This is a genomic window from Streptomyces sp. TBY4 (assembly GCF_024213195.1).
Taxonomy (GTDB): Bacteria; Actinomycetota; Actinomycetes; order Streptomycetales; family Streptomycetaceae; genus Streptomyces.
Genome location: NZ_JANAVF010000019.1, coordinates 81,345 through 107,783, shown reverse-complemented (window position 1 = coordinate 107,783; position 26,439 = coordinate 81,345). Strand labels below are relative to the sequence as shown.

28 protein-coding genes and 1 tRNA gene are annotated in these 26,439 nt (G+C 70.8%); 20 read left to right on the top strand and 9 right to left on the bottom strand.

Annotated features, from left to right (window positions below; all coding sequences use genetic code 11):
- Window positions 1–10 precede the first annotated feature (10 nt).
- From NLX94_RS32975 to NLX94_RS32885, 19 genes are all read left to right on the top strand, one after another.
- A complete protein-coding gene (locus NLX94_RS32975) occupies window positions 11–478 on the top strand; it encodes a hypothetical protein (RefSeq protein WP_254386809.1) in 468 nt (155 codons plus the stop codon).
- Between the two features lie 118 nt (window positions 479–596).
- Window positions 597–968 carry a hypothetical protein gene (locus NLX94_RS32970; RefSeq protein WP_254386808.1) on the top strand — a complete coding sequence of 124 codons (372 nt, stop codon included), beginning with the start codon at window positions 597–599 and terminating at the stop codon, window positions 966–968.
- Window positions 969–1,047: 79 nt separating this feature from the next.
- The gene (locus NLX94_RS32965; RefSeq protein WP_254386807.1) at window positions 1,048–1,356 is read left to right on the top strand and encodes a hypothetical protein; all 309 of its coding nucleotides are present in this window, start codon (window positions 1,048–1,050) and stop codon (window positions 1,354–1,356) included.
- 59 nt (window positions 1,357–1,415) lie between these two features.
- Window positions 1,416–1,727: a hypothetical protein gene (locus NLX94_RS32960; protein WP_254386806.1), complete on the top strand. Its 312-nt coding sequence runs from the start codon at window positions 1,416–1,418 to the stop codon at window positions 1,725–1,727.
- Between the two features lie 74 nt (window positions 1,728–1,801).
- Window positions 1,802–2,203, top strand: a complete 402-nt coding sequence (locus NLX94_RS32955; RefSeq protein ID WP_254386805.1) for a hypothetical protein — start codon at window positions 1,802–1,804, stop codon at window positions 2,201–2,203.
- Window positions 2,204–2,244: 41 nt separating this feature from the next.
- On the top strand, window positions 2,245–2,670 hold the full coding sequence (locus tag NLX94_RS32950; protein WP_254386804.1) for a hypothetical protein: 426 nt from the start codon (window positions 2,245–2,247) through the stop codon (window positions 2,668–2,670).
- Complete coding sequence (locus NLX94_RS32945; RefSeq protein ID WP_254386803.1) at window positions 2,667–2,888, top strand: hypothetical protein; 222 nt, start codon at window positions 2,667–2,669, stop codon at window positions 2,886–2,888. The genes NLX94_RS32950 and NLX94_RS32945 overlap by 4 nt, the downstream gene beginning before the upstream one ends.
- Entirely contained in the window at window positions 2,885–4,273 is a 1,389-nt protein-coding gene (locus NLX94_RS32940; RefSeq protein WP_254386802.1) for a DUF3560 domain-containing protein, read from the top strand. Before NLX94_RS32945 ends, NLX94_RS32940 begins: the two co-directional genes overlap by 4 nt.
- Before the next feature lie 269 nt (window positions 4,274–4,542).
- On the top strand, window positions 4,543–4,887 hold the full coding sequence (locus NLX94_RS32935; protein ID WP_254386801.1) for a hypothetical protein: 345 nt from the start codon (window positions 4,543–4,545) through the stop codon (window positions 4,885–4,887).
- A gap of 25 nt (window positions 4,888–4,912) precedes the next feature.
- Complete coding sequence (locus NLX94_RS32930) at window positions 4,913–5,377, top strand: hypothetical protein (protein ID WP_254386800.1); 465 nt, start codon at window positions 4,913–4,915, stop codon at window positions 5,375–5,377.
- Window positions 5,374–5,958 (top strand): hypothetical protein, encoded by a 585-nt coding sequence (locus tag NLX94_RS32925; protein ID WP_254386799.1) that lies wholly within the window; start codon window positions 5,374–5,376, stop codon window positions 5,956–5,958. The genes NLX94_RS32930 and NLX94_RS32925 overlap by 4 nt, the downstream gene beginning before the upstream one ends.
- 155 nt (window positions 5,959–6,113) lie before the next feature.
- The gene (locus NLX94_RS32920; RefSeq protein WP_254386798.1) at window positions 6,114–7,163 is read left to right on the top strand and encodes an N-6 DNA methylase; all 1,050 of its coding nucleotides are present in this window, start codon (window positions 6,114–6,116) and stop codon (window positions 7,161–7,163) included.
- Complete coding sequence (locus tag NLX94_RS32915) at window positions 7,160–7,948, top strand: phosphoadenosine phosphosulfate reductase (protein ID WP_254386797.1); 789 nt, start codon at window positions 7,160–7,162, stop codon at window positions 7,946–7,948. Before NLX94_RS32920 ends, NLX94_RS32915 begins: the two co-directional genes overlap by 4 nt.
- 110 nt (window positions 7,949–8,058) lie before the next feature.
- Window positions 8,059–8,418 (top strand): hypothetical protein, encoded by a 360-nt coding sequence (locus NLX94_RS32910; RefSeq protein ID WP_254386796.1) that lies wholly within the window; start codon window positions 8,059–8,061, stop codon window positions 8,416–8,418.
- A 26-nt stretch (window positions 8,419–8,444) separates the two neighbouring features.
- The gene (locus NLX94_RS32905; protein WP_254386795.1) at window positions 8,445–9,119 is read left to right on the top strand and encodes a hypothetical protein; all 675 of its coding nucleotides are present in this window, start codon (window positions 8,445–8,447) and stop codon (window positions 9,117–9,119) included.
- A gap of 11 nt (window positions 9,120–9,130) precedes the next feature.
- Window positions 9,131–10,666: a ParB N-terminal domain-containing protein gene (locus NLX94_RS32900; protein ID WP_254386794.1), complete on the top strand. Its 1,536-nt coding sequence runs from the start codon at window positions 9,131–9,133 to the stop codon at window positions 10,664–10,666.
- 71 nt (window positions 10,667–10,737) lie between these two features.
- Window positions 10,738–11,199 carry a hypothetical protein gene (locus NLX94_RS32895; RefSeq protein WP_254386793.1) on the top strand — a complete coding sequence of 154 codons (462 nt, stop codon included), beginning with the start codon at window positions 10,738–10,740 and terminating at the stop codon, window positions 11,197–11,199.
- A gap of 296 nt (window positions 11,200–11,495) precedes the next feature.
- Window positions 11,496–12,539: a YgjP-like metallopeptidase domain-containing protein gene (locus NLX94_RS32890; RefSeq protein WP_254386792.1), complete on the top strand. Its 1,044-nt coding sequence runs from the start codon at window positions 11,496–11,498 to the stop codon at window positions 12,537–12,539.
- 349 nt (window positions 12,540–12,888) lie between these two features.
- Window positions 12,889–12,961: transfer RNA gene (locus NLX94_RS32885), tRNA-Arg, on the top strand.
- 188 nt (window positions 12,962–13,149) lie between these two features.
- On the opposite strand, the gene NLX94_RS32880 is transcribed toward NLX94_RS32885, so the two are convergent.
- From NLX94_RS32880 to NLX94_RS32855, 6 genes are all read right to left on the bottom strand, one after another.
- Window positions 13,150–13,563, bottom strand: a complete 414-nt coding sequence (locus NLX94_RS32880) for an adenylyltransferase/cytidyltransferase family protein (RefSeq protein WP_254386791.1) — start codon at window positions 13,561–13,563, stop codon at window positions 13,150–13,152.
- Window positions 13,564–13,659: 96 nt separating this feature from the next.
- Window positions 13,660–16,434, bottom strand: coding sequence for a S8 family serine peptidase (locus NLX94_RS32875; RefSeq protein WP_254386790.1), 2,775 nt, complete (start codon window positions 16,432–16,434; stop codon window positions 13,660–13,662).
- Between the two features lie 483 nt (window positions 16,435–16,917).
- Entirely contained in the window at window positions 16,918–18,501 is a 1,584-nt protein-coding gene (locus NLX94_RS32870; protein WP_254386789.1) for a phospholipase A2, read from the bottom strand.
- Window positions 18,502–18,790: 289 nt separating this feature from the next.
- A complete protein-coding gene (locus NLX94_RS32865) occupies window positions 18,791–19,297 on the bottom strand; it encodes a transposase (protein WP_254386788.1) in 507 nt (168 codons plus the stop codon).
- Window positions 19,298–19,341: 44 nt separating this feature from the next.
- Entirely contained in the window at window positions 19,342–19,512 is a 171-nt protein-coding gene (locus NLX94_RS32860; RefSeq protein ID WP_254386787.1) for a hypothetical protein, read from the bottom strand.
- Window positions 19,513–19,669: 157 nt separating this feature from the next.
- Window positions 19,670–19,960, bottom strand: coding sequence for a hypothetical protein (locus NLX94_RS32855; protein ID WP_254386786.1), 291 nt, complete (start codon window positions 19,958–19,960; stop codon window positions 19,670–19,672).
- Window positions 19,961–20,204: 244 nt separating this feature from the next.
- On the opposite strand from NLX94_RS32855, the gene NLX94_RS32850 reads away from it, so the two are divergent.
- Complete coding sequence (locus NLX94_RS32850) at window positions 20,205–21,209, top strand: helix-turn-helix transcriptional regulator (RefSeq protein ID WP_254386785.1); 1,005 nt, start codon at window positions 20,205–20,207, stop codon at window positions 21,207–21,209.
- A 208-nt stretch (window positions 21,210–21,417) separates the two neighbouring features.
- Here NLX94_RS32850 and NLX94_RS32845 read toward each other — a convergent pair whose 3' ends face one another.
- The 3 genes from NLX94_RS32845 to NLX94_RS32835 all read right to left on the bottom strand — a co-directional run bounded on the left by NLX94_RS32845 (window position 21,418) and on the right by NLX94_RS32835 (window position 25,394).
- Window positions 21,418–21,627: a hypothetical protein gene (locus NLX94_RS32845; RefSeq protein WP_254386784.1), complete on the bottom strand. Its 210-nt coding sequence runs from the start codon at window positions 21,625–21,627 to the stop codon at window positions 21,418–21,420.
- A 127-nt stretch (window positions 21,628–21,754) separates the two neighbouring features.
- Entirely contained in the window at window positions 21,755–23,674 is a 1,920-nt protein-coding gene (locus tag NLX94_RS32840) for an MFS transporter (RefSeq protein ID WP_254386783.1), read from the bottom strand.
- Between the two features lie 151 nt (window positions 23,675–23,825).
- On the bottom strand, window positions 23,826–25,394 hold the full coding sequence (locus NLX94_RS32835; protein ID WP_254386782.1) for a D-alanyl-D-alanine carboxypeptidase family protein: 1,569 nt from the start codon (window positions 25,392–25,394) through the stop codon (window positions 23,826–23,828).
- Between the last annotated feature and the right edge of the window lie 1,045 nt (window positions 25,395–26,439).

Below are 26,439 nucleotides of genomic sequence, written 5' to 3'. Positions count from 1 at the left end.
GGTGCCAGCCGTGATCAATTCGACCGCCACGACGTCCTGGATGGACCTGGCGCCGTGCGTCGGCGTCGAGGAGTTCGTCTTCGACCCTCCCGCCACCCGCAAGTCCGCCAAGGAGCTGGGCGAGCTCACCGAGCCCCTGGTGCGCACCTGCTTGGGCTGCCCGGTGCTGGCCGAATGCTACGACCGGGTTCGGCCGCAGGGCTCGCAGTTCGATGGCGTGTGCTCCGCGCGGGTGTGGATCAACGGAAGGGTCGTCGCCTCGGCAGCGTCGGCGCCGGCCCTCCCGAAGGGGCTGCCCTCGCGGGCCGGCGTGTGCGGGGAGAGCAGCGGCGTCAAGGGGCACAGGCGCAACGGCGAGCCCCTCTGTGGGCAGTGCCGCGTGACAGCGCAGCGTGCAGAGTCCCGCGCCGCGGGGGCCGCCACGATCCGCAAACGGGGCGCACTCAGCGCCCGCAAGGCCGCGCCAGCCGCAGCCTAGCGTCGACACATCGGGCCTGTGACCTGCGGCTTTGCATTGACACCCCCTCTAAAGATAGTAGAATTTAGATACAAGGAAGGGGGGAAGCCCCGTCCGATGACCAGCCGGAAGGAAACCCGTGAACAGCATCCCGATCCCCGACCCGATCGCCGTCCTGCACGTCGCCCGCAACTACGCCATCACCGAGCAGCAGGCGGAAGTCACGCTCACGTGGGCCTCGGTCAACATGGCTGTCCAGTGGGCGGAGTTCGCCGTGGCCGCCGGGCTGGACGAAGCCGACGGCGAGGCGATGAGCCGCTGGAGCGAGCAGTTCCCGACCATCCGCATCGAGGTGCTCGAGGAAGCGGTCGCGAACGTCACGGCGGCCCCGGCACCCGTCCTGAACCCGGTCGACCGGCTGCTGGCCGAGGTCCGCCGCGCTCCCGCCCCGGCCCTGTGCCGCCCGGCGAGCCCGATGCGCACCAACCGCAGCCGCGTCCGTATCCGCTGAGCGCACTTCTCCCCGGCCCGCCCCGCCACCGGGGCGGGCCGCGCCATGCCGCCACCCGCCACACCACCTGGAGACCCCGATGGGCGCCATCACCTTCTTCGACGTCGTCACCGGAGACGACGTAGCCAAGGCCTTCATGAAGACCCGCAACGAAGCCCTGCACGAGCACGGTTCCGGGGGCTGTAGCGGATCCATCGCCGAGAAGGACCACTACGTCGTCATCGATGACGTCCGCCGCTCCGAGGCCTACGCCATCGGCTGGGCGTTGGAACTCATCTCCGCCAACGACCCCCGTATCGACGACAAGTGGGGACCGGCGGGAGCTCTGCCGGTCACCACGTCCAGCGCCGAGAACGGCTGGCTGTTCTTCGGCTGGGCCAACGACTGAACCCCTCGGCGCGCCCGCACGGGCGCGCCGCCCACACCTCTTGGACTCGGAAGAACCACATGTCCTTCAAGCACCTGCCGCTCCTCGGGACGGCGGAGATCATCGCAACGCTGAACCTGAGCAACGCGCAGACCCAGAGCGCCGCCTCCCTGGCGCACACCGTCGCCCGCCGCGCCTGGTCGCGCCGGCCGGGCCACAAGCACGGCCAGGACTACGAGGAGTTCGCCGCCGCGATACCGGCCTGCAGCTGGCTGACGATGTTCGAGGTCGGCGCGCTCCTCCAGCTCGGGCGTCGGTGCGAGGCCGAAAACCTGATGGCTGCGGCCCGCCTCGTGCACCCGTCCCGCGCGCGCAGCGGTGCCCGCCGATGACCCTCACCCCCGCTGGGCCATCGAAGGCCAGCTCGCCGACACCACGCCCGTCACGCCCGGAATCGAGTAGCCCCATGACTGCCGTACTCCTTGAACAGCTCCGCAACACGGCCCGGAACCTGGCAGCCAGCCCGCACCCCCACGCCCACCGGCTGCTCGCTGCTGTTCCGCAGATGCGGATGACCTGGTGGGGGCTGTCCCCTGAGGACCGCCAGACCGTCCTGCTCTTGATCAGCTGGTCGGCTCGTTCCGTCGAAATCGTGCAGGACGGCACCGATGAGTCCCTTCTCGCGGACGCCCTGACCTCCGCCGCTCGGGCCTGGGCCGCAGCCAACCCGGCGGGGAGCGCCGAGGACTTCGTAGAGACGAAGCACGAGGCCATGCTCCTGGCTCACCTCCTCGCCTTCGGCCCCGACCTTGAGGTCTCCCACCAGCTGTCCCTGGCGATGACCGCGCTCATCCCCTTCGACCAGTGACCGGCGCGACGCCTGCGGGCCGCCCGCACCTACAACCCCGGATGGAGCCAGAGGTGTTCGACCTCTACACGACCCGCACCGCCTTGATCACGGCCGCTACGCTCCTGCGCGTACCCGCCGAACCCCGTACGCCTCTTGAGCTCGCGAAGGACGGCGGGCTGCTGGAGCTGTGGCAGCACACCGGGCCGGAGACGCGCCGGACGCTGCTCCTCCAGGCAGCGTGGGAGGCCCGCGGCGCGTTCCTCGGCGAGGCCGAGGACGATGCCCTGCGCTACGCCTCATACCTGGCAGAGGCCGCGGACGCAGCAGCTCGGGCCGGCATGACCGAGCGGGCCCACTTCGCGCACCGCATCGGCCCTCACTTCCTGGTCGCCCAGTCACTCGCCTTCGACCGGGACGACTTGGAGATATCGCTCGTCGCAACCCTGACCCTCGCGGTCCACATGTCCGACGGGTGGCCGGTATGAACGCCGGGTCCCGCGTGTGGCTACGCCAGGAGGACGGTGAGAACGTCCGTGACCAGGCCGGGGACACCGTGGCCTTCTTCGTGACCGAGGTCCAGGCCCACCGTTGGGGAACGCTGTGCGAGCTCACCGCGGACGACCCCGTCATCCACATCCTCTACGCAGGCTGGCACCCCGTCGGCCGACTCACCCAGATCGGATCGGAAGGAACTTCATCGTGACCATCACGATTTCCCATACTCGCCTCGAAGGCACGCTTCTCAGTGGTTCTCGGAAGGGGGACGGCGTCTTCGAGATCGTCCGGGACCACGGTTTCTGGTTCTCCCGCTCCCTCGGCAGCCTCTACATCCGCCAGTCCCGGGACAAGGAGGCCGACACCTGGCGGATCAACAGCGCGGCCGCCGCGCTCCGCGAGGCCGGTCACGAGGTCACGGTCGAGATCGACGAGGACACCCGGCGCACCTTCAAGGAGGCGGAGGCCGACCGTGAGGAGCGCGCCGACGACCGCGCCGAGAGGTACGGCGACCGCGCGGACCGCGCCAGCCTCTCCTCCGGGGCCCGGCTCGACGCGGCCCGCCAGATCGCAAGGCGCATCCCGTTCGGCCAGCCCATCCCCGTCGGCTACTCCGGCGAGGGCCGCGCCCGCCGGGACGCCGCGCGGATCGACAGCAACATGCGGGCCGGGATAGCCGAGGCCGACCGGGCCGGCTACTGGGCCGACCGCACCCGGGCGGCCGAGAATTTCAAGACGCACCGGAACAACCCGCAGCGCACCCTACGGCGGCTGGAGAAGCTGCGCGCCGACCTGCGCCAGCAGGCTCGGCACCATTCGGAAGCGGCCGAGAAGGGTTGGGACACGGGCGACCGGCATTCCCGGTACGTCCGGGACCTGAAGGAGGAGATCGCCCACTGGGAGGAGGTGATCGAGAAGGCGAAGGCCGACGGGGTGAAGCTCTGGGAGCCCGACGACTTCGCGCCCGGCGACTTCGTGCTCTACCTCAACTCCTGGTACGAGGTGAAAAGGGTCAACCCGAAGACCCTGTCGGTCGCCTGGAATCTGCGGCTGGCCCCCAAGCGGGTGATGACCTTGGAGGACGCCACGTTCGACGGCGGTCGGGTCGGGTCGCATTCCGCGGACTACACCCAGGTGCAGGGGCGATGCCCGGGCGAGGCGATGCGCGTCTTCCTCGCGGACGGCGTGGTGCCGGGCACGAAGTCCGCCCGCGAAGCCTCGGAGGCGGCCCCGGCCGGCCTCATCCGCGAGGCGCAGGCGGCGGCGAAGGCGAAGAAGCCGAAGCAGCGCAGTGCCCCCGCGGGCCCGAAGCGGATCAAGCTCGAATGCAGGCCGGGTTCGCGCGTGGGGAGGGTCACGTGGCTCAACGGCCGTGGCCAGCCGCACAGGGATCACCCGCCGGTGACCATCCCGGGACCGGTGGACCCGACGTGCATCGCGCCCGAGTGGTCGGGAACGCTGCAATCTCAGATCGCCGAGCTGCTGATCGAGCACGGATACGCCTTCCGGAACAGTTGGACCGTCCACCGGGACGGCGGCATCGTCCGCGCCATCGAGCCCGCCCCAGCGTCCGCGGAGAAGCCGGTCACGTAGAGGGCTGCCCGGTGGGTTGAGCTGGCTTGACCCCACCTCATACATAGTAGAATTCATATATAAGGCGAGGGGGTGGCCCTTTCCACCACCCCCTCGCCGCCCTCCAAACATCCACTCCAGGGAGACGCGCATGCCCGATACCGACTACCTGAACGCCCACCTCTTCGAACTCCCGCCCAGCCCCCGCAACGTGACCTCCGCCGCGCTGGCCCTTGCCCGTATCGACGCCCTGGGATGGGCCCCACTGGGGGGATACCCGGGGGGCCGATGTGAACTGGCCCGTGGCCTGCATGTTGTGCGGCTGGCAGGGCGTCCGCTTCTACAGCCACCTGCGGCGAGCCCAGCCGCCGGGCAGGCACTCCGGGTGCGCCCCGAAGGCCGAGTTCCCTCGCCTCCTGGAAGCCCTCACCTCGACTGACAGCGGCTCCTGCACCTGCCGGGTCCGTCACGCCGTCACCGCGCAGGAGTTCTTCGCGGCCGCCCACCTGCTGCTCCTCGCCCACAACGACGGCGAGCAGGCGAAGGCCCTTGCGCTCACGGAACACCTGCTCGGCCCCTGCCCGGCCACAGCCCGGCGCGGCCGTGCCGCACTGAGGGCCTTCCCCCGATCCTGACCCGCCCCGACCCGAGAGCAGTCACATGACCCCGTACAAGATGGGCGACCGCGTGAGCGTCCTGTACCTGTCCACCACCTGCGGCACATGGCTGGCCTACAACCGATACGTACTGGAGGTCGCGCCGGATCCGACGTACGGCCAGCGCGTGTGGGTGGAGATGCCCGACAACTGCGCGGGCGGACCCATCCTCGAGATGCCCGCGCACTCGGACTTCCTCAACGCGATGGAGGCGGAGCCGATCACCTCCCAGACGCCTGGGCTTCTGGAGGCCAACTTGAACTGGCGCGTGGCCATGGCCGCTCCGGACTCCGAGGTCCCCTCGTGGCCCTCCGGGGTTCACGTGCCGGTGACCCCGCGGGAGCGCAGCACCCACGCCGCCAGGGCTGTGCTGCTGATGGAGCAGCTGCGCACCTGCGACCCGGCAGCGTACAGCCGGTGGAAGACGAAGCTCGACGCGAAGATCACCCTCCTGGAGGGCGGGCGGTGAGCGGCGCCGGCCGGGACGCCGCGCCGACGGGAGGCGTATGGCGCGCCCGCTTCCGCAAGCCGGACACCTCTCTGGAGTGGCGCAGCATCGTGCCCGCTCGCCGCATGGGCGCCCGCGGCTGGGCGCGTTCGGAGGCGGCGGCGCCGCACGACGCCGCGAGCACGACCTCGCCCGGCGACGACTGGCCGCAGGCGCAGCTGTACGAGCTGACGTACGTGCCGGTCCTCCGCTCGAAGGAGAGGGCGGTCGCCTGGGCGGCCCTGCGGGAGGTCGGTGCGGTATCAGCCTTCCATGGCTGGACATCCGGCGCCGACCTCGGGCGCGGCCCCCGTGACGAGGCATGGCGGGAGCTCTTGACGGACGCGCACGCGGAGTTCCGTGAGCGGCTGATCGGGCACGGGGATGGCCTCCCGGAGATCATGGCCAGCCTCAACGGCTCCCCGCAGCAGTGGGAGATCGAGGCGTACCGCGACACTTTCGGCGCGGTGAACTGGGTGGCCATGCAGGAGGACATCCACAAGGCGGCGATGTCGATGCTTCGGCAGACCCCCTACGGAATGGTCTGGGTCGACGAGGGCTGACCTGCCCGAGCCCATTTCGGGGAGGTTGACCCTCCCCTTATTCATAGTAGAATTTCGATACGAGTTGGAAGGGACTCCTTCCGGCTCCCGACCCGCCCCGCCTCCCCGGCGGGGCGGGGCGACCCGTTTCAGCACCCCCTCACCAAGGAGAAGCCGTGTCCCTGCAACTGGATCTCTTCGCGAACGCCGAGCCCGAGACCTCGCCGGTGCCTCAGACCTTCGCGGCCAAACCGGCCCCGGCTCCGCGGCCCGCTCCCACCGCAACCGCTGCCGCGACTCCGCCACTTCCGTCCGAGCCCAAGCCGAAGCCCACAGGGACGCACGATCTCCACGCCAAGGCCTTCGCCCTCGGTGAGGCCGTCACCGGGGCGTGGAACCGGGCACACGGCGGCCCGGACATCGCCGTTCCGATCGGGCTCGTGGCCGCTCTCGCCCTTGTGCGGCAGAAGGACTCCGCCGGACCGGACCTCAAGGCGCAGATCCTCGGCCTGAACGGTGGCGAGCTGATCGAGATGTACCGCCAGATCTGGGCGCAGCACTGGGCACACCGACCCGATCTCATCGAGCGGGCCCGCATCCTCCACGAGTGGCTCAACGACGGAAGAACCGTCGACGAACACCGCATCTACGCCGTCCGGGCCGTCACGCAAGCCGCCTTGAAGGGCGGCATCCTCGATCTGACCGGGCATGCCGACCCGTACGAGCGGACCCACACCGACACCCTGTCGCACGTGATGATGCTGCTGCGCAGCAACAGCGCCCAGCAGGGCCTCGGCGAGTACCACACCCCCGCGTCGGTGGCCGACGGGCTGGCCGAGGTGGCGGTCATGGTGTCGATGGAGGCGAAGAAGCCGGAGGCAGGCCAGCACATTTACGACCCGGCCGGCGGGAGTGGCGGCTTGCTGCGCGCGGCCGCCCAGCGGCTTCGCCGTCTCGGCTTCGACCCGGCCGACTTCCAGTGGTCGATGGTCGACATCGACAAGATCGCCGCCGCGTGCGCGGCCGTCAACATGATCGTCTGGGGCATGGGCATGCGGGTGACCGTGGCCTGCGATGACGCTCTGGCGAACCCGCGCGCCGTCGAGGACGCCCAGGCCCAGGCTCGCGCCGTGATAGCCCACCGGGACGAGATACTGGGCAAGGCGCGCATCATCGCCGGGATCCGGCGGACGCAGCAGCTGTTCGAGCAGGTCGTGGCAGCGTGAAGGCGATCAGCTTCGGTGGAGGCGCCCAGAGCATGGGGCTGATGGTCCTTGCGGCCCGCCGCCAGATTCCGCACCGCACCTTCCTCTTCGCCAACGTCGGCGCGGACAGCGAGGACCCGCGCACGCTCGACTATGTGGAGAGGGTCGCCGCCCCGTACGCCCGCGCGCACGGCCTCGACCTGCATGTCCTGGATCGGGTCACGCGTTCGGGGCGGCGTGAGACGTTGTGGGGGCGGCTGATGCGGCCGGGCTCGCGGTCCTTGCCGATCCCCGTGCGGATGTCGAACGGGGCCCCGGGGACTCGCTCGTGCACCAAGGATTTCAAGATCTCGGTGACGGGCAGGTGGCTGAGGGAGCGCGGCGCCGGCCCGGGTGCGCCCGCGGAGGTGGGGATCGGGATCTCCCTGGACGAGATCAGCCGGGCTTCGAACCGGCACGTCGAGAAGTACGAGCGGATCACCTACCCCCTGCTGGACCTGCGGATGCGCCGGACGGACTGCCTGTCCGTCATTGCCGACGAGGGTCTCGAACTTCCGTCGAAGTCGGCGTGCTGGTTCTGTCCGCTGAAGTCTCTGGCGGGCTGGTCGGAGCTGCTCCGGGACCGGCCGGTGCTGTTCGAGCGCGCCTGCGAGCTGGAGGAGACGCTGATCGCCCGGCGGGCCGCCCTGGATCGCGACCCGGTGTTCCTGACACGGACCGGCCGCCCCCTGGCAGAGGCGGTGACGGCGGCACAGGAGGAGCTGCCGATGGATGTCGGCTGCGATTCCGGCTGGTGCATGACCTAGCTTCCCCACCCCTGACCTGCGGCGATGTGATTGACACCCCCCTCAAGCATAGTAGAATTTAGATATGAGCTGAGGGGGAAGCCACCAGCCACAACCAGGAGGAGCACACCGTGACCGGACCGGAGATCGCGCTGCGGATCGACCTCAACGGCAACATCCGCGAGCTGGACATCGGCACCGTCCACAGCCAGCAGATCCGGATCATCGGCCGCGCCCTCCTGGACAACATCCAGGCCGTCGACTTCATCCGGCAGCCCACCGACCCCGACATCGTGATCCTGGCCCGCGCCCACCGCGACTGGCAGGAACCCAACATCCACGCCGCCCGCGCCGTGGACGAACTCGCCGCTCCACTGCCGCACTTGATCCAGGGCGAGGTGGTCTTCGCCGGATACACGGCCACCGGAGCCCTCACCGGCCTGCCTCACGACGCCGCCGAGACCATCCGCGCAGCCTGCCAGCCCAGCTAGACCAACCACCCTTCGGAGAAGACCACATGAGCACCGACACCGCACCCCGCCTGTCCCTCGTCGACCTCTACATCCTGGGCGACCTGATCGCCGCCCGGCTCGGCGACACCTGGACGAAGTCCGACGACACCACCGACGCCGAAGCCATCAGCTTCGACCACACCGCAGGCCACACCATCAGCGTCCGACGGCTGTGGGACGGCGTCGGCGCCCAGACCTCCCTGCACATGGAAGGCCAGCCCACCTACAACGCGGGAGCCGTCTTCAGCGACTCCGAAGCCACCAGCGACACCCTCCTCAAGGCCATCGAGAACCGCCTGCTCCCCGCCCTCGACGGCCACCGGCCCAAGCTCCAGCAGAGCGGAACCCCCCCACCCGCCGCCGGACGCGGACACCGAACGGGCCCCGGCCGGCAGCGAGCCCGCGCAGGACACCCCGACCGTCGACGAGACCGCCGAACCGAGCGACCCGCCCGCCGACACCACGCGCACGGCCCCGCCCGCCGCGAAGCACAGGAAGGCCCCCGCGGCCAAGCCGAAGAAGGCAGCCACAGCAGCGAAGCCCACCACCGTGCGCCGCACCGCCAAGGCCGCCGGGGCCCCCAGGGCCACCAAGCGCGCCACGACCCGCACGACGACCACCAGCGCCTGACAAGACCCCACCGGTGCGGGCGGCGACCCCGCCCGCACCCCCACCCGTAAGGACGAAGACCATGACCGCTACCGCGATCGAGCCCACCACCCCGACCACCATCGCCGCCTACGAAGGCCACTTCGGCTGGTACGACCCCCGCGAGCTGGTGATCGACCCCTTCAACCACCGCAAGACCCGAGGCGAGGACGACAACGGCACCGAGCCCGACCAGGCACTCATCGACTCCATCGTGGAGTTCGGCGTCAACGCCCCTCTGCTGCTGCGCCCGCAGACCGGCGCGCAGGACGGCGCCCTCGGCGTGGTCTTCGGCCAGCGCCGCATGAAGGCTGCGATCATCGCCGCCGAGCGAGCCATAGAAGCGGGACAGCCGATCCGCCTCGTGCCGGCCATCGTCCGCGAGGACCTCCGCGACGTGGACGACGAGGCCCTGGCCCTGTCCGTCATCGAGAACGTCCACCGCCGCCAGGCGACCGCCCTCGATGTCCTCGACGCCGCAGAACAGCTGTCCCTCATGCCGGTCGGCAAGCTGCGCAAGAAGCGTGCCGCCCGCGCCCTGGGCATCAAGCCCGAGGAGGTCGCCGCCGCCCCGCAGGCCGCCAAGCTCAGCGACCGCGCGCTGCGCGAAGCCAACGCCGCCGCCTTCGACCTGGTGGAGATGGCCGACTACCACTCCGTCGAGACCCTCGGGGGTGCCCTGACCACCCTCAAGGGCGCCAAGAGGAAGGACACGGAAGCGGGTGACTCCTCACGCGGCCACTGGGCACACGCCCTCGCCGAGCTCCGCCAGAAGCAGAAGGACGAGGAGGAGCGGGCCCGCCTCGTCGAGGGCTTCAAGGCCAAGGGCATCCCGGTCGTCGCCTGGAACGCGAACCGCGAGCACGGCACCTCGCGCCGCCTCAGCGACCTCGTCAGCGACATCGGCAACACCATGACGGCTGAACTGCACCAGGAGTGCCCCGGCCACGCGGTCGCCCTGGTTCCCGGCGACACCGAGGTGGAGTGGCTGTGCGCGGACTGGAAGCGGTACGACCACGAACTCACCGACTCCGAGTCCGCAGCGGCGAAGGCCCCCAAGTCGACGCCGGAGATGCTGGAGGCCGTCCGCAAGGTGCGGCGCTACAACAAGGCGTGGAGGACGGCCCGCGACGTGCGCCGCGAGTACATCGGCCAGCTCTGCGCGGCCGGCGGCGAGGCCAACGACGCGACGTGGGTGCTGATCCTGTCCACGATCACGGGGGCCTCCGCCAACTACGGCCGGGCGGCCTCCCGCCCGAAGACGGATCTGATCAGCTCCTTCCTCAACATGGCGGACCCGAACGAAGGGCTCAGCCACTGGGACCGTGTGGCCAACCCGTACGGGCCGGTGATCGCCACCACGGCGAAGACGCGGCGCTGGCGCCTGCTGCTGGCCCAGGTGGCAGCGATGTTCGAGAGCGAGGTCATGCACGACGGTGCATGGCGCCACATCGATCAGGACACGGTGACCTGGCTGTCGTTCCTCAAGGAGCAGGGCTACAAGCTGAGCGAGGTCGAGACCGAGGTCCTGGCGGAGGGCATCGAGAAGTACAAGCCCCGCCCGAAGAAGTCCAAGTAGAACCCCTCCCCCCACATCCCCGGCGGCGGCCTCACCGAGGCCGCCGCCGGGCGCACACCCGAAGGCAGACCATGAACGAGAACCTGAACACCACGGACAGCACCATGCCCACGACCTGGCACCGGCCTGAGTTCCAGGGCAGGGAGAAGGAACTCATCCACCTCGCAGCCGGCGCCAAGCTCGCCGGAGTAACCCGGTCAGCAGTCAGTAACTGGGCTGCCCGGCACGCCGACTTCCCCAAGCTCGTCCTGGAGACAGGTCCAAGGACCCGCCGAACCAAGTACGTGGTGGAGGGCGAGTTCATGGAATTCGCGGAGCTGAGGGGTTCGACGATCACCCCGCGGAGGGCCCCTTCGCCGCACAGGCCTGGCGCCGTCATCGACGCGGCGCACCTGGAGCACTGCGAGAGGCAGGTGGCCAGGCTCCGGGACCTTGAGATACGGAGGGCAGCCAAGCTCGCGGAGACCCGACGTGCGTTGAAGGCGGCGCGTGCGCGCCTCGCCGAAGCCGAGGCCACGGCGAGAGCAAGGTAGAGGCCCCCTCGCGGTGGCCCTCCGGCCAGTTGACACCCCCTCTAAGCATAGTAGAATTTCGATATAACAGGACCACCACAGAGGGAGCCCCCATGGAGATCACGATCCCCCGCATCTGCGACGAATGCGGACACCAGCTTGAGCGGCACTGCGCCAGCTGCACCGCGACCATCTGCGTTCCCTGCGGTGACGAGTAGAGGCCGCCCGGCTGGGGGGCGGCACCAAATTCCGCCCCCCGGAATCCATCCTCGGGGCGCCAACATCCGCGCCCATCAACCCCAGACAGGGGATATGCAGTGACCTATTTGAACGAACGCGCCATCAACATCAACGGCGTCTCCGTCACCATCCGCACCAGCAACCGAACCACCCTCGAACTCGACGTAGCCAGCACCGGCAACATCATCGTCCGAGGCCCCGACACCACCACCGACGAAGAAGCCCACGAGCTCGTCAACCGCCGACGCCGCTGGATATACCGCCAGCTCACCCACCTCTGCGAAACCGCACCCGACAACCCGACCAAGACCATCAAGAACGGCGAAACCTTCCCCTTCTTCGGCCGTCCCCACACCCTCCGCATCACCCGACAGGAGCCCGGCGCCAGCGCCGCCATCGCCTACACCCACCCCGACCTCGGCCCCACCCTCGACCTCCGCCACCACGCCGCGACAAACGAGGACGATGCCCGCCGAACCCTCATCAACCTCTACGCCAACGAGACCCGAGAATGGCTGAAAAACCACGGCCGCCGGATCACGCAACTCACCACGAAACCCGACATCGAACTCAAGGTGTCCTGGCGCGCCCGCACCCGATGGATCACCCGCCACAAGGACGGAAGCCTCACCCTCCACTGGGCCCTCAGCCAACTCCCCGCCATCCACCTCCGCGAACTCCTCCACCGCACCCTCGACATCCACTCCGTCGCCGACGGCCGCGAACTCGACCAGCACCTCCAATCACTCTGGCTCGGCCGGCTCCAGCTCGACCCGGCACCCGAACCCGAGCCGTCCACCAACCCCCAGAGCAACACCTGCCCGAAGTGCCACGCACACCCCGGCCACCTCCACACCGACAGGTGCACCCTCGCGCGATGCGCCCTCACCGGACGCCAGCGCAGGGACTGCAACCACCCCGGGACCGGCTGCCTCACGCTCTGGTCTGGACGCTGGCCCGGCGATGAGGAGTGCGAGGAGTACGGCTTCTACTACCGCGACGGCGCCGACGGCTCCGAGCCCTGCAACGCCGACGATGAAGACGCGGCATACGACCTGAACCGGCTCTACCGCGAGTGCACGTGGGACGTACGCCTCCAGCGCATGATCCTCCCCGGCTGAGATGCACATCGCGTGTTCATCACCCAGGGATCGCGAACTGATTGCGGTCGTCAGCACTCTGGAAGACGACCTCTCACCTGCGAATACGCCACCCGGAACTTCAATGCACAGTCACGGTGGACCAGGGCCGGGGGGACAGGCGGGGGACAGAACCGGGGAACGGCGGGGGACAGACGGGGGACAGAAGGGGAAGGAAGATCAAGGAAAGGCAGGGAAGACGTGGGCAGGAACAGGAAGGTCACGGCTCCCGCTCGGACCCTTCACACGCGGCCTGACCTGGGGGAATGCGGCCCGTAGATGCTCACCACCCCTATCGGGTAAGGTGATTGCCGACACAGACCAAACACCCGCCTTCGTAGCTCAGGGGATAGAGCACGGCTCTCCTAAAGCGGGTGTCGCAGGTTCGAATCCTGCCGAGGGCACAAGCGCAAAGGCCCCCAGTCGATCACGACTGGGGGCCTTTGACGTCGACGTCCACAGGTGACACCAACGGCGGCGATCACTGACAGCCCGGCGCCTCTCGAGCCGTCTGCGTCGGTAGCGTTCAAACGCGGAGGCCCCCAGCCGGTTTCGGCTGGGGGCCTCTGGTGTCTGTGCCCGGGGGGGTGGGTCAGAGTTGCTGGATCAGGCGGTGGAGGTTGGTGCTGGGGGCGTGGGGGGCGTTCGGGAGGTAGACGACCTCTACGCCCAGGGTGGTGAAGTCGTTCTCCCAGCGGGTGCTCCGGGGGGTGCCCCGCCAGTTCTCGCCCTTGAAGAGGCGGTGGAAGCCGATCTGCTGCCAGGCGTCCAGGCCCTCCAGGGTCGGGTCCACGATGGCCTCGTCCACGCAGGTCATGGAGCTGACGACCTCGAGGCGCTCGTGGAGGGGGATGGCCGGGGGGAATCCCTTGTGGCAGGCGGCCTCGTCGGTCAGTACCCCGGCCACCAGGTAGTCGCACTGCGCGCGGGCCGCCTTGAGCAGCTGGAGGTGGCCGATGTGGAAGAGGTCGAAGACACCTGAGGCGTAGCCGATGATCTGAGACACAGGGAGCCTCCCGGGCAGTGGGGTGAGGGGTGGGGGTGTAGGGGCGAGGTGGGTGGGTGGGCCGCCCGGGAGGGGGTTGCCCGGGCGGCCCGGTTGTCAGGCGGTGGACCAGCCGAAGGCGGTGCCGGTGGCCGGGAGGCCGTTCTGGCCGGGCTGGTGGGTGGTGACGGCGGCGGCGGCTCCGGTGCGGCCGGCCGTCGTGTTGCCCCACGGGAGGGCGTGGACGGCGCCGGACGGGGTGGCGTTCGGGACGCCGATGCGCAGGGCCGAGGTGGTGGCGCCCAGGTGGGAGCCGATGGCGTGGCCGGCCGTCGGGGTGCCGCCCAGGCCGGAGGCGTCGCCCGCCTGGATCCACTGGTCGGTGTCACCGGGGGCACCGAGCGGGTCGAAGGTCTGCACCGCGCCCGCGTCGGCCGCGCCGCCGATGTCCTTGCCGGGGATGCCGACCGCGAGGACGAGGGTCGCCGGGGTGGCGGGGGTCTCGGGGGCGAGGTTGACCAGGGCCACGCTGTGGCCGAGCTGGTCACCGGCGGCGGCCGTGCCGGTCACTCCGGCGACCTCGGCGGTGATGGAGGCGACCTTGGTGACGGCGCCCGCACCGGTGATGCGGAAGGTGTAGGCCTGGCCGGCGTGGTCGACGGGGGCCGAGGCGACCGTCAGGCCCTCGCCGGGCACGCCCACCGCGAGGAGGGTGTCGGTCGCGGAGGTCCCGCCGGACGGGGTGTAGGCGATGGCGGAGAGGGAGCCGCCGAACAGGTCCCCGGCCTCGGCCAGGCTGGCGACGAGCGGGTCGTTCTGGTTGAGGCCCACGAGGGGGGTCGGCAGGCCGCCGGCGTTCAGCTCGTGGGTGAGCAGCTGGATGTTGCCCGCGTCGGCCGCGGTGCCGATGGCCTCGTTCGGGGTGCCGATGACGATGTGGTTCGCGGAGGCGGTGATGGTCGAGCCGAAGCGGTCGCCGGTCTCGTTGTCGCCGTCCATGGCGGGCTTGTTCTGGTCGGTCACCACGTTGGTGGTCCCGCGCAGGTAGTAGACGGAGCCGGCGTCCTTGACGGCGCCGACGTCCTTGCCGGGCGCGCCGATCAGCAGGTACGGCTGGCCCTGGCCGGTGTAGCCGGCGGCGACGGCGTGGCCGAAGCGGTCCTCGGCCACGGACGCGGCGGCCTTGACGGCGCCTTCGCCGGTGCCCTGGAGCAGGTTGAGGGCGGTCTTGCCGGTGGTCAGGCCGCCGGCGGCACCGTAGAGGACGTTGACGGAGCCGGCGTCGGCGTCCGTGCCGTTGTCCTCGCTCGGGATGCCCACGACGAGGTCGGAGCAGCCGTCCTCGTCCTGGTCGAAGGTGGCGAGGTTCTCGCCGAAGGAGTCACCGGCCTCGGCGTCGTCCGGGACGGTGGCGAGGTCCTGGTGGAACTCGGCCGTGCCCTTGCCGCCGCCGTAGACCACGCGGACCACACCGGCGCCGGCGTCGCCGCCGACGGTCGCCTTCGGGTCACCGATGACGGTGTCCTCGATGGTGTCGCAGTTGAAGTCGGTGAAGCGGGGGCGCAGGGGTGCCGCCGGGACCTCGACCTTGAGGCGGGGGGTGACCGCGCCGGAGTACGTGATGGGCGTGCCGCCCTCCTTCAGGAGGGTCTCCAGCTCGGCGAGGGTCTTGCCGGGGTGGGCCTGGCGCAGGATCGCGAGGGCGCCGGCCACGTGCGGCGCGGCCATCGAGGTGCCGTTCTTGGAGGCGAAGGTGCCGCCGGGGACGGAGGAGGTGATGGCGGTGCCGGGGGCGAGGATGTCCAGGAGCGGGCCGCGGTTGCTGAAGCTGGAGAGCTGGTCGTCGTCCGTCGTCGAGCCGACGGTCAGTGCCGAGGGCACGCAGCCGGGGGAGTTGACGGCGTTCGTGTAGCCGTTGTTGCCGGCCGCGACGACGGTGGCGACGCCCTGGGCGAAGAGGGTGTCGATGATCGGCTTACGGGCATCCGTGTTGCAGGCGGCCGTCCAACGACCGCCGCCCAGGGAGAGGTTGGCCGCGATGACGTTGGTGCCGGCGCTCTTGAGGGCCGAGACCTTCTCCAGGGCCTTGATCTGCGAGCTGGTGAAGCTCAGGACGCAGGGGCTGGCGCCCGGGCCGCAGTAGGAGTCGGAGGTGAACTTGGAGAAGACCTGCATGGCGATGATGTCCGCGCCGGGCGCGACACCTCGTGCGGGGGCTCCGGCCACGCCGGCTCCGTTGCCCGCGGCGATGCCGGCGACGTGGGTGCCGTGGGAGCAGCCGGCGCCGACGGTGGTGCAGGGGCCGCTGTCGGCGTCGGCGCTGCCGGTGCCGTGCTGCTCGGTGGTGCCGTCGGGGCACAGGCTGGTGGCGCCGTAGGCGGGGTCGGTGACGGAGAAGCACGCCTCGGCCTTGACCCGGCCGGCGAGGAAGGGGTGGTTGGTGGCGACACCGGTGTCGAGGATCGCGATCGTGCTGCCCGCGCCGTTCTTTCCGGCGGCGACGGCCGCGTCGCTGCCGATCTTGGCGGTGGACTCGTTCAGCGTCGCCTCGACGGGGATGTCCTCGGTGACGCTGACGACGCCCGCCATCGCGCTCAGCGAGTCCAGGCCGGAGCGGTTCACCCGGAGGGTGACCATCGGCAGGGTCTCGTAGGAGACGAGGACCTCGCCCGCTTCGGAGGCCGAGGAGAGTTCCGACCGGCCGTCGAGGACCACGTTGACGCGGACGGTGCCGCCGTCCTGGGTCTCGTCGAACAGCGGCGGGTCGATGGCTCCGTTGTCCGCGGCGAACGCCGGGGCGGTGCCCGACACGGGGTTGAAGCCGACCGGTACGGCGGTGAGAACGGCGGCTACTGCCGAGGCGGCGAGCACGACCCGCATGGATCTCTTCACGCGTGACTCCATGGGAGGGGTGGGAACGGGGCGGGGGACGGGACTACGGGGCGCGGCCGGGGCGGAGGCCAAGGGCGCGGGGTGGAGCGGAAGTTCATGGGGTGGAGCGGGAGCGGGAGCCGTGGTGGGAGCGGGCGCATGAGCGGGGGCCTGGAAGGCGAGGGCTCAGGGGGAAACGCGCGCTCCGGTGACTCCGGCGGGCTCCGGGGACCTGGGGCCAGGAGTTCCGGGGCTTCCGGGGCCTGGGGCCAGGGGCTTCGGGGGACGCAGGGGCCGGGGCGCCGGACGGGTCGGGCGCCCGGCCCCTGCGTAGTCCTTCGAACGGTTCCGCCGGACGGTTCAGTCGGGCGGTTCCATCAGGTGGTGCGGTCGGACGGGTTCAGTCGGACGGTGCAGTCGGACGGTTCCATCAGGTGGTGCGGTCGGACGGGTTCAGTCGGACGGTGCAGTCGGACGGTTCCGTCAGATGGATCGGCGGGCCGATCAGGTGGCGTTGGCACCGTTCCGCGGGTGACCGTACTTGTAGACGAAGCCGTAGTAGGTGGCGGCCAGGGCCTTGCACTTGCTCTGCGACCACCAGGCGTAGGCCGGGCAGGTGTTGTAGCGCAGCAGGTTGTAGAACGCGGCGTCGGCGTTGTAACCCTGGTTGGTGTCCAGGTACCAGCCGTAACCCTTGTACCTGTTGCCGATGGTGCCGTAGGCGTAGTCGTGCGCGTCACACGCGGCGCGGAAGTCGAAGCCGTACGGGCGGTCGATCGAGGTGGTGCAGTGGTCCTCGTAGATGCCGCGGACCCAGTAGCCGGTGGGCGTCTGCTTCCAGGACGGCCACTTCCAGCCGTAGTGGGCGACCACGGTCGAGCAGTTGCCCCACCAGCGGATCCACGCCTGCGGGGAGGAGCAGGCGGCCGGGTAGGCCAGCGCGCCGCTGGGCTCGCCGACTACGAAGTTCTCGGCGGGCGGGGCCACACCGTCGGGGTTCTCCTGGACGCCGGCCACGATGGAGCCGGCGTCGGGGATGCCACCGCTGGTCTCCTGGGCCTGCGGGGCGGCGGCGTCGCCCGTGAAGGTCAGCTGCCAGTCGCCGCCGTCGCCGCTCGTCAGGGTCGAGAGGCGGTCGGCGCCGTCGTAGGTGTAGGAGCTGAGCTCGGTGCCCGCGGCCGGGTTGGTGACCTCGCGGAGCAGACCGGAGGCCTCGTAGGTGTAGCGGGCCAGCGTCTCGACGGTCTGGCCGGTGGTGACCGTGATGTCCTTGACCTGGCCGGCCACGTCACCGAGGGTCGTGCCCGCCGCGGTGGTCGCGGTGGCGTAGTTCAGGGCGAGGGACCGCGCCGGGTGCTCGCCGGCGGCGGGCTCGTTGACGGTGGCCACGCGGCCCTGGGCGTCGTAGGAGACCTGGGTGGAATTGAGCGCCTTGGTGCCGACGCTCGTGACGCGCCAGGTGTCACCGGTGCCGGACACCTGCTTCCAGGTGTACGTGGGGTGGAGGTCGGCCTCCGGGATGGGGGCGCCGTTCGCGTCGACGGGGCCGCTGTCGCCCTCGGACGCGGCGCCCATGCCGAAGTTCAGCGTCTCGGTGATGCTCGACTTCATCTCACCGGCGAGGTCGTCCCACGTCACGTTCTCGACGATGGTCGAACCGTCGGACGAGGTGTAGGTGTTGACGCTGCCGCCGCCCGGAGCCTCCAGGGAGTCGGTCATCTCGTAGCGGACGGACTCGCTGTTGTCGAGGTCGGTGGTGACGATCGCACCCGACTCCTGGGCCAGCTTGCGGTTCAGCTGGCCACCGACGAACTCGGCCTGCCAGCTGGGACCGAAGACTCCGAGGTCGGAGCGGGTCTGGGGGGCGTCCTGGGCCTGCGAGACGCCCACCGCCTGTCCGGTGATGGTGTGCTTGCGGCCCATGAGGCCGACCGAGAGGTCGCTCTCGAAGATCCGGTAGCTGTCGTTCTCGGACGTGTAGAGGCCGGGGCCGATGTTCGTGACATCGCCCGCGCTGAGAGGTGCGCTGGGCGCCTCTTCGGCGGCGGAGGCCGAGAAATTCTGCGGGAGCAGTAGGGCCATGGACATGGCCGCAACGATGGGGAGCGCGGATCTGCGCACGGTAAACCTCTCGATGGGTGTTCGGATGGAGTGCGAAAGTCTGTGTCTGCCTGTGCCTGTGCCTGTGCCTGTGCCACGGGCTGGGCGGGGCGGGGCGGGTGACCTTGGCATGGGCATGCCATGCCGCGGTCGGAGGGGTTCGGGTCAAGGGTGGGGCGGGGTGAGGTCCGGGCTCGGAAGATCGGACCGGAAGGAGCCGGACCGGAAGGGGCCGGATCCGAAGGGCAGGGTCGAACGCGCCGCCGAGACGGAGCGGTCAGGCGACCCTGGCCGCGAGGTGCGTGGGTTCCTCACGGTCCGCGAGGGGTGTGCGGTCCGCCAGGGGTGTCCGGTCCGCGAGGGCGGTGAGGCCCGGACGGTCCGTACGGTCGGTGCGGTCCGTGCGGCGGGTGTTCGCCGCCTCCGCCACGCGTTCGGCCCAGTCGCGGACCTGTGCGGAGATGTGGGGCGTGGACCGGGCGGTGGCCGCCATCCGGTTCCACAGGTCCTCGTCGGACCACTGGCCGAACCGCCGGTGGGCGTTCTGCCAGGAGACGGGGAAAGACTTCGGCAATGAGCGCCAGGACTCGCCGCTCACCAGGACGTAGAGCACTGCCGCGAAGACCGCCTCCTCGTCCGCTCGGGGAGTGCCGCCCCCCTGAGGGCGGACCGTACCGCTGGCGAGCAGGTGTCGGGCGAGCGGCCAGAGGACCGCCGGCGACAGCCAGGCGAATCGGCCGGTGGTGCGGGGAAGTGCTCCCCGTCGGGCCGGTGAGGTCACCATCGGTGCCTCGTGGACCCTCTTCCCGCCGGACCGGAGGGTCGTGTTCAGCTGTCCGCTCCGTCGAGTGTGACCGGGGCGGAGTCCCAGCGCCAGTCCGCCTGCTGCGTCACACCGGCGGAACCGGTGATCTGCGCGGCGACTCCGGTGACGGCTCCGGTGAGGAGCGCGGCGGCGGTGACGACGATGAGCGTGGCGGCCTTGAGACGGCTGATCATGACTGGATTCCCCCGAGTTTGCCTGCCGCGCTTTTCTGCGGCGTTTCCTGCTGACGTGATCAAGGTTGCCGCAGGTGAAGGGGGTGAACCAGGGTTCCGGGGTGTCCTGGACCCGACATGTCCTACACAGGACAGGGCCATCCAACAGACCGGTTCGTCAGGCCAATTCGTCGACGATCAGCAGCGGCGCCTCGGCCTTGCGCAGGGTCCATCCGGCGGCCCCGGCGATGCGCCGTGTCACGGCTCGCCAGGCCACCGCCGCCCAGAGTTCGGCGGCGTGCAGGTCGGGTGCCCGGACGTAGAGACCGAGCACCGGGGCCCCGTCCTCGCGCACGTGCCGGACGGCCAGGTCGATCGCCGGCTGGACCTCGTAGAGGACCTCCTCCACCCCGGACGGCAGGTCGCCGCCCTCCGGAGGGGGGCTGAAGTGCAGGTGGATCAGGTACATGAAAAAACCTCCCAAGCTGTGCTGTCTTCATCAAAAACGCTCCGCCGGCGGGAAGCGGGCTGAGCCCTGGCGCGAACCGGCCAACCCGCACGGTCCCATTCGTCAGATCGGCCGGATTTCTCCGTAGGATTCGACGCCCTCCGGCCTTCGCCCGGGCGGCGGATCAAGCTAGCCTGACGCTCGTACACAGGGCATGTGAGCTGCACCGATATGCCATACATGGTCTTCCAGGGGGTGGGCGACAATGTTCGGTCGACTAGAACTCGATGACGTAACCGCGACGGTCTACCGGAGCAAACTCGCCAATCCCCAGGACGGTGTCCTGGAGCTGGCCGAGCGTCTCGGGCTGCCCCCGGACGACGTACGCCGCTCACTGGCCGCGCTCAGCGAGATGGCGCTGCTGCGCGGCGGCGGGGGCGACCCCGGACAGGGCCGCGCCATCGATCCGCAGCTGGCCCTCCAGCTGCTCCAGGCCCGCCAGCAGGCCGAACTCGCCGCCCAGCAGCAGCGCATGGAGGCCACGCGCGCCGCCGTCGTCGGCCTGATGGCCGAGATCGCCGACTCCTCCTCGCAGGAGACCTCGAAGTCCGGCGTCCGCTACCTCGAGGGCATCGACGCCATCCGGGACCAGATCGAGCTGCTGTCCGCGGGGACCCGCTCCGAGGTGCTGTCCTTCGCGCCCGACTCGCAGATGTCGCAGGCGAGCATCGAGGCGGCCCGGCCGCTGAACCTTCGCAATGTCGAGCAGGGCATCGTGATGCGGACCATCTACCTCGACAGCATCCGCCACGACAACCAGGCCCGGGAGTACGCGACCTGGCTGGAGAGCATCGGGGGCCGCATCCGCACCAGCCCGGTCCTGCCCAACCGGCTCACCATCGTGGACCGGCGCAGCGCCCTGGTGGCCGTCGACGCGACCAACACCGCGGCCGCGGCCGCGCTGGTCACCAGTCCGGGCCTCATCTCCCTGCTCGTCACGCTCTTCGAGCACATCTGGGAGGCCGCGACCCCGCTCGGGCCGACGGCGGCGCCCTGCGAGCCGGAGCTCCTCACGCGGCAGCAGGCCGCGGTGCTCCAGCTCATGGCCGAGGGGCGGACGGACGAAGCCATCGCCCACAGCCTGGGCGTCTCCACGCGCACCGTGGGCCGCGTGATCACCGGACTGCTGACGCACCTGGGTGTCCGCAGCCGCTTCCAGGCAGGAATGCGCGCGGTCCAGTACGGATACCTGTCGCACTCCTCCCACTGACACAGGGCATCGCCTTCCTCGTCCTCGCCACTGCCGGTCGCCGACCATAGACTTCCGCCCCGCCCGCGGGTCAAGGAACTGTCTCGGGTGGTGGGGCGGCCGGGTAGCGAAAAGCCCTTCCGGCCTCAGCCGGAAGGGCTTCATCACGACATCACGGCGTCACTGCATCACGACATCACGGCGTTACGACATCACGACCGACCCCGCCTCAGCTGAGGCCTCTGCTGCGCTCCCCGATGCGGTCGCCCTGCGGGGTCCCGGCCCGCTTGAGTTCCGCCTTCGTGTGCGCTCCGCCCTTGACCTTGCTCCGGACCGGACCGGAGAAGCCGTGCGCGTGCTGCACGGCGCGGGGCAGGTGGGTCGCTTCCGCGGCCTTCGCGACAGCCGCCTGGAAGTCCTGCTTCTGCTCTTTGCTCATCCCGTCGTCACTCCCTAAAAAGACTCGGGGCACCCAATCGGACTACTGGGATCGTATGCACATAAAGGGCCGTACGCACCCGGACCGGACGTAAAGAATGCCCGGAGCGGAGGTAAAAGATGGTCGATCAAGGACCCGCCGGGTCCGGGCGCTCCGGCGGCCCCAGCACCTCGTAGAGCAGTTCCTCGGGACAGGGCGTACCCCGCGGGATCTGGTACTTCGCCGCGATCCGGTACTCCCCCGGCGCCGGGGCCAGCAGCTCCGTCCACTCGTCCCCGGTACCGTCCGAAGGCGCCTTGAACAGGCATCCCGCCGTGTTCGCGTAGACCTTCGGCGGGGCGACCTCGCCCTTCGGCAGGGTCACCTTCCCGGCGGCCTTCGAGGCCTCCGTCTCCTGCGGCGGCTCGACCGGCTTGCCCGCGCCGTCCACCAGGCCCAGCCACGGGGAGTGCGGGATGCGCACCTTGACCCGTCCTGCCTGTTTCACGTCGATGACCAGCTGATCGGCGCTGGCCCGGACCACCGTGGCGGGGCCGGCGACCAGGTTCGTCGGGTCCATGACCTTGAAGAGCTGCCAGTTCGCGTCGCCCCACACCTGCTGGAGGTACGGGAGCCCTTCGCGCACGAGCTTCGCCTCGTCCCGCCCGCCCTCGTCGGGTTTGTCGGCGGGCAGCACCACGTAGTGCACGGCCCAGCGGTCCAGCCACTCGCGGTAGGTGGAGGAGGTCAGGGTGTCGTCGTAGAAGAGGGGGTTCCGCTCCAGGTCGGCCTGCCGGTTCCAGCCGCGCGCCAGGTTGACGTACGCGGGGAAGGCGGAGGACTCGCGGTGGCTGCTGGCCGGGACCACCTCGACCCGGCCCCGGTCGGCGCCCGCCTTCTGCAGCTGGTCCACCAGCGGGGCCAGCTCACGGCTCCAGGAGGCCAACGGGGTGGTGCGGACGATGTCGGTGACGCTGTTGACGGTGATCCAGGCGGTCACCCCGGTCAGCGCGAGCAGCAGCCCGTACCAGCGGCGCGTGCGCGGGGCCTCGTACGGGAGCGCCGCGAGCAGCACCACCCCGCCGAACAGCATGGCCAGCCGGGTCACGTTCGACCCGACCTGGGAGTCGATCGCCCAGGTCAGCGCCACCCCGAGGGCGTAGATCGCGGAGGCGGTCCGGACCGACTTCCAGCCCTTCGGTACGAGGAACAGCGCGGCCACCGCGCACGCGAACGGCAGCGCCGCCGAGATCAGCTTCATCGGCTGGGTCCCCGAGAAGGGGAACAGCCAGGAGGACAGCCCGACCACCGCGGCCGGGGCCAGCCCCAGCGCGTACGCACCGGGGCGCCGGCCGTTCAGGAACAGCGCGGCCGCGATCACCCCGAGGAACAGGCCGGCGACCGGGCTGGAGGCGGTGGCGACCGCCGCGAGCGGGGCCGCGACGGCGGCCTTGGCCCAGCGCCGCTCGGCCCATTTGCGGGGCCAGCAGAAGACGGCGGCGACCGCCCCGAGGGCGAACATCACGCCGAGCCCGAAGGTGACGCGGCCCGACAGGGCGTTGCACAGCAGCCCGTACACCCCCGCCAGGGCGGGCCACAGCGGCTCGCGGACGGCCCCGCGGCAGCGGGTCAGGATCATCGCGAGCAGCCCGGCGGAGACCGTACCGGCGATCATCATCGTGGTGCGGACACCGAGCACGTGCATGACGTACGGCGAGACCACGCTGTACGAGACCGGGTGCATGCCGCCGTACCAGGCGAGGTTGTACGCCGAGTCGGGATGGCGGCCCACGAACTCCGCCCAGGCGTCCTGCGCGGCGAGGTCGCCCCCGCTGTTCGCGACGGCGAAGAACCAGATCAGGTGCAGCAGCCCGGCCAGCGCGGTGGCCACGGCGACCGGATGCCGGCGGGCCCACCCGAGGGCGCGGCCGACCGGCCCGGGTCCGGCCTGCGGGCCCGGGGCTGCGGGGGCCTCGGGGGCTCCGGTCGGAGCCCCGCCCCGGGTGCGGGGCTCGGCGCGGCCCCGGCCCTGGTCCTGGCCCTGGTCCTGCCGCTCAGCGGTGGTCACGCCGACGTACTCCCCACTCCGGTCCCTCGGGTCCGTCCCTCGGGTGCGTCCTTCGGGTGCGTCCCCCGGTTCGTAGACGCGGTCCGGCGCCCCCGGGTTGCCCGGGGGCGCAGGACCCGCTCCGCGCTCGTGCGCGGCGTAGGCCGGCGGCTCAGCCGACGCGCGTCAGCTTCTTGCCGATGCCGGGCGCCGTGAGGTCGCCCTGCAGCGCCACCGGCACCTTCACCTGGCTGGCGCCCTCGCCGACGGTCAGCATCCCGATCTCCGAGCCCGCCTTGGCGGTCTGGGGGAGCTGGGTGGTCCCGTCGGCCAGCTTGATGGAGATGCTGAGGCTCGGCCAGCCGACCGCCTGGACATCGGCGGTGGCCACGACCGGGACCTGGGTGCCGAGTCCGTCGTCCACGTAGCCGACGACATCGCCCTTCTTGAGGACGGGCGCGCTCGTGAGCATCTTCTGCGTGGCGAGCATGATGTTCTTGCTCGCCGCGATCGCGGTGCCGAGGATCGGCACGCCGTGCTGGCCGAGGACCGCGCCGACGATCAGCTGGTTGGTCTTGCCGACCTTCTTCTCGGCGGCGAAGAGCAGGTTGCCGCCGGCCTTGGTGGTGGAGCCGGTCTTGATGCCGAGCGAGCCGTTGAACGGAACCAGGTCGTTGTAGTTCCGCCACTTCTTGCCCGTGGGGTCGATCCACTCCGGCTTCATGGTGATGTCGATCAGCTCCGGCATCTCGACGATCTTGAGGCCGAGCTTGACCTGGTCCTCGGCGGTGCTGACCGTGGTCGCGTCCAGACCCGAGGGGTCCGTGTACGTGGTGTTGGTCATGCCGAGTTCCTTGGCGGTGTCGTTCATCTTCTTGACGAACGCCTCCTGCCCGCCGTCCCAGCGCGCGAGCAGCCGCGCGACGTTGTTCGCGGACGGGATCATGATCGCGGAGAGGGCGTCGTACTGCGAGATCTTCTCGCCCTCCTTCAGGTTGTTGACCGTGGACTCGCCCTCGGTCTCCTTCTTGCCGTCCTCGACCGCCGTCTTGTCGACGGGGATCATCTGACCCTTCTCCCCCTTCTTCATGGGGAAGTCCTTGAGGATGACGTACGCGGTCATGGCCTTGGCGACGCTGCCGATCGCCACGGGCTTCTGCTCGCCGAAGCTGCCGACGGTGCCGAGGCCGGCCGCGGCCATGTAGGCCTGGCCCTCCTTCGGCCACGGCAGGGACGGGGCCCCGCCCTGGAAGGTGTACGAGGTGTTCGCGGTGACCTTCAGCGTCGGCGTCGGCAGCGGGCGCACCAGCTGGACGACGGCGAGGATCACCGCGAGGAGCACCAGGATCGGCGCGTAGATCTTGAACCGGCGTACGGCGGTCCGGGCCGCGCTCGGCGGCGGGGGCGGGTTGTTGGTGAGGTCCGCCAGCATGTCGAGCGGCGGCTTGGGCGGCAGGGGCTGCTGCGTGGTCCGCTCCGGGGACTCCCGCGTCACCGGGGTCCGCGGCCCGGCGGGGGCCGGACCCCACGGCGGAGACGTGGCCGCGGCCGCGGCCCTCGGAGCACCGGGGGCGTCGTCGCTCCGCAGCGGTACGAAGGTGCTCGCCCTCTCCCCGCCGACGGCACCCGGGGGCACGGCCTGCGCCCCCCGCGGCCCGGCGGTGCCGGCACCCGCACCCGGGCCGGCCGTACCCGTGCCCGCACCCGGCTTGGCGGTACCGGGCTTGATGGCCCGGAACACGGCAGTCCGCTCACTGTCGACGGGCTCCCCGTCGGCGGGGGCGGTGGGACCGGCGGGAGCACCCGGACCAGCCGGACGACCCGGACCAGCCGGAGCACCCGGAGCACCCGGAGCACCCGGACCAGCCGGGGGCCTAACCGCCCGGAACACAGCCGTCCGCTCGCTGTCCTCCGCCGCACCCCCCTGCCCGGCGCCCGCCCCGCCCCCGGGCTTGACCGCCCGGAACACAGCAGTCCGCTCACTGTCGACGGGCTCCCCGACCCCCGGGACAGAGCCCCGGGTCCCCGGGGCACCCGGAGCGGCCGGAGCACCGGGAGCAGCCGGGCCACCCGGAGCGGCCGGAGCAGTCGGAGCGGCCGGGCCGCCCGTGGCAGCCGAGGGGGCCGAGGCAGCCGGAGCCGACGCGCCACCCCGAGCAGCCGGGGCATCCCCGGAACCCCGGGTTGCCGAAGAGCCCGGAGCCCTCGAAACGCCGGGCCCACCCGAGGCCGCCGGAGAGCCCGGCGCAGCCGGAGCACCGGGAGCCGCCGGGGATGCCGGGGCGCTCGAAGGAGTCCGGGCATCCGGAGAGGTCGGCGCAGGCGGGGTGTCAGTGGGGCGGCGGGTGTCGGACGGCGGCGGGGTGGGCGTCGTGCGGAACGCGGACGTGCGCTCGCTGTCGGTCGGCGCCGAAGCGGAGCGGTCTGCGTCGGCCGGCGGCGTGACCGTACGGAACACCGCGGTGCGCTCGCTCTCGACCGACCCGGCGGCACCAGCCGCGGAGTCGCCCGAAGCGGAACCCGTAGCACGATCGGTGGACGATGCCGTGCGGTCGCCCTGGAGCGACCCGGCAGCGGCAGCGGCAGCAGCAGCAGAGTCGTGCGAAGTCGAAGACGAAGACGAAGCGGAAGAAGATGTAGAAGCGGAACCCTTGGCGCGGTCGGCTGCGGTCGGCGCCGGCACGGCGCCGGAGGCGGTCGTACGGTCGCCCGCTGCGCGCGCGGCCGAGGGCTCGGGCTCGGAGGCGGGACCCGCAGGTCGGGCAGCATCCGCACCGGCCTCGGCC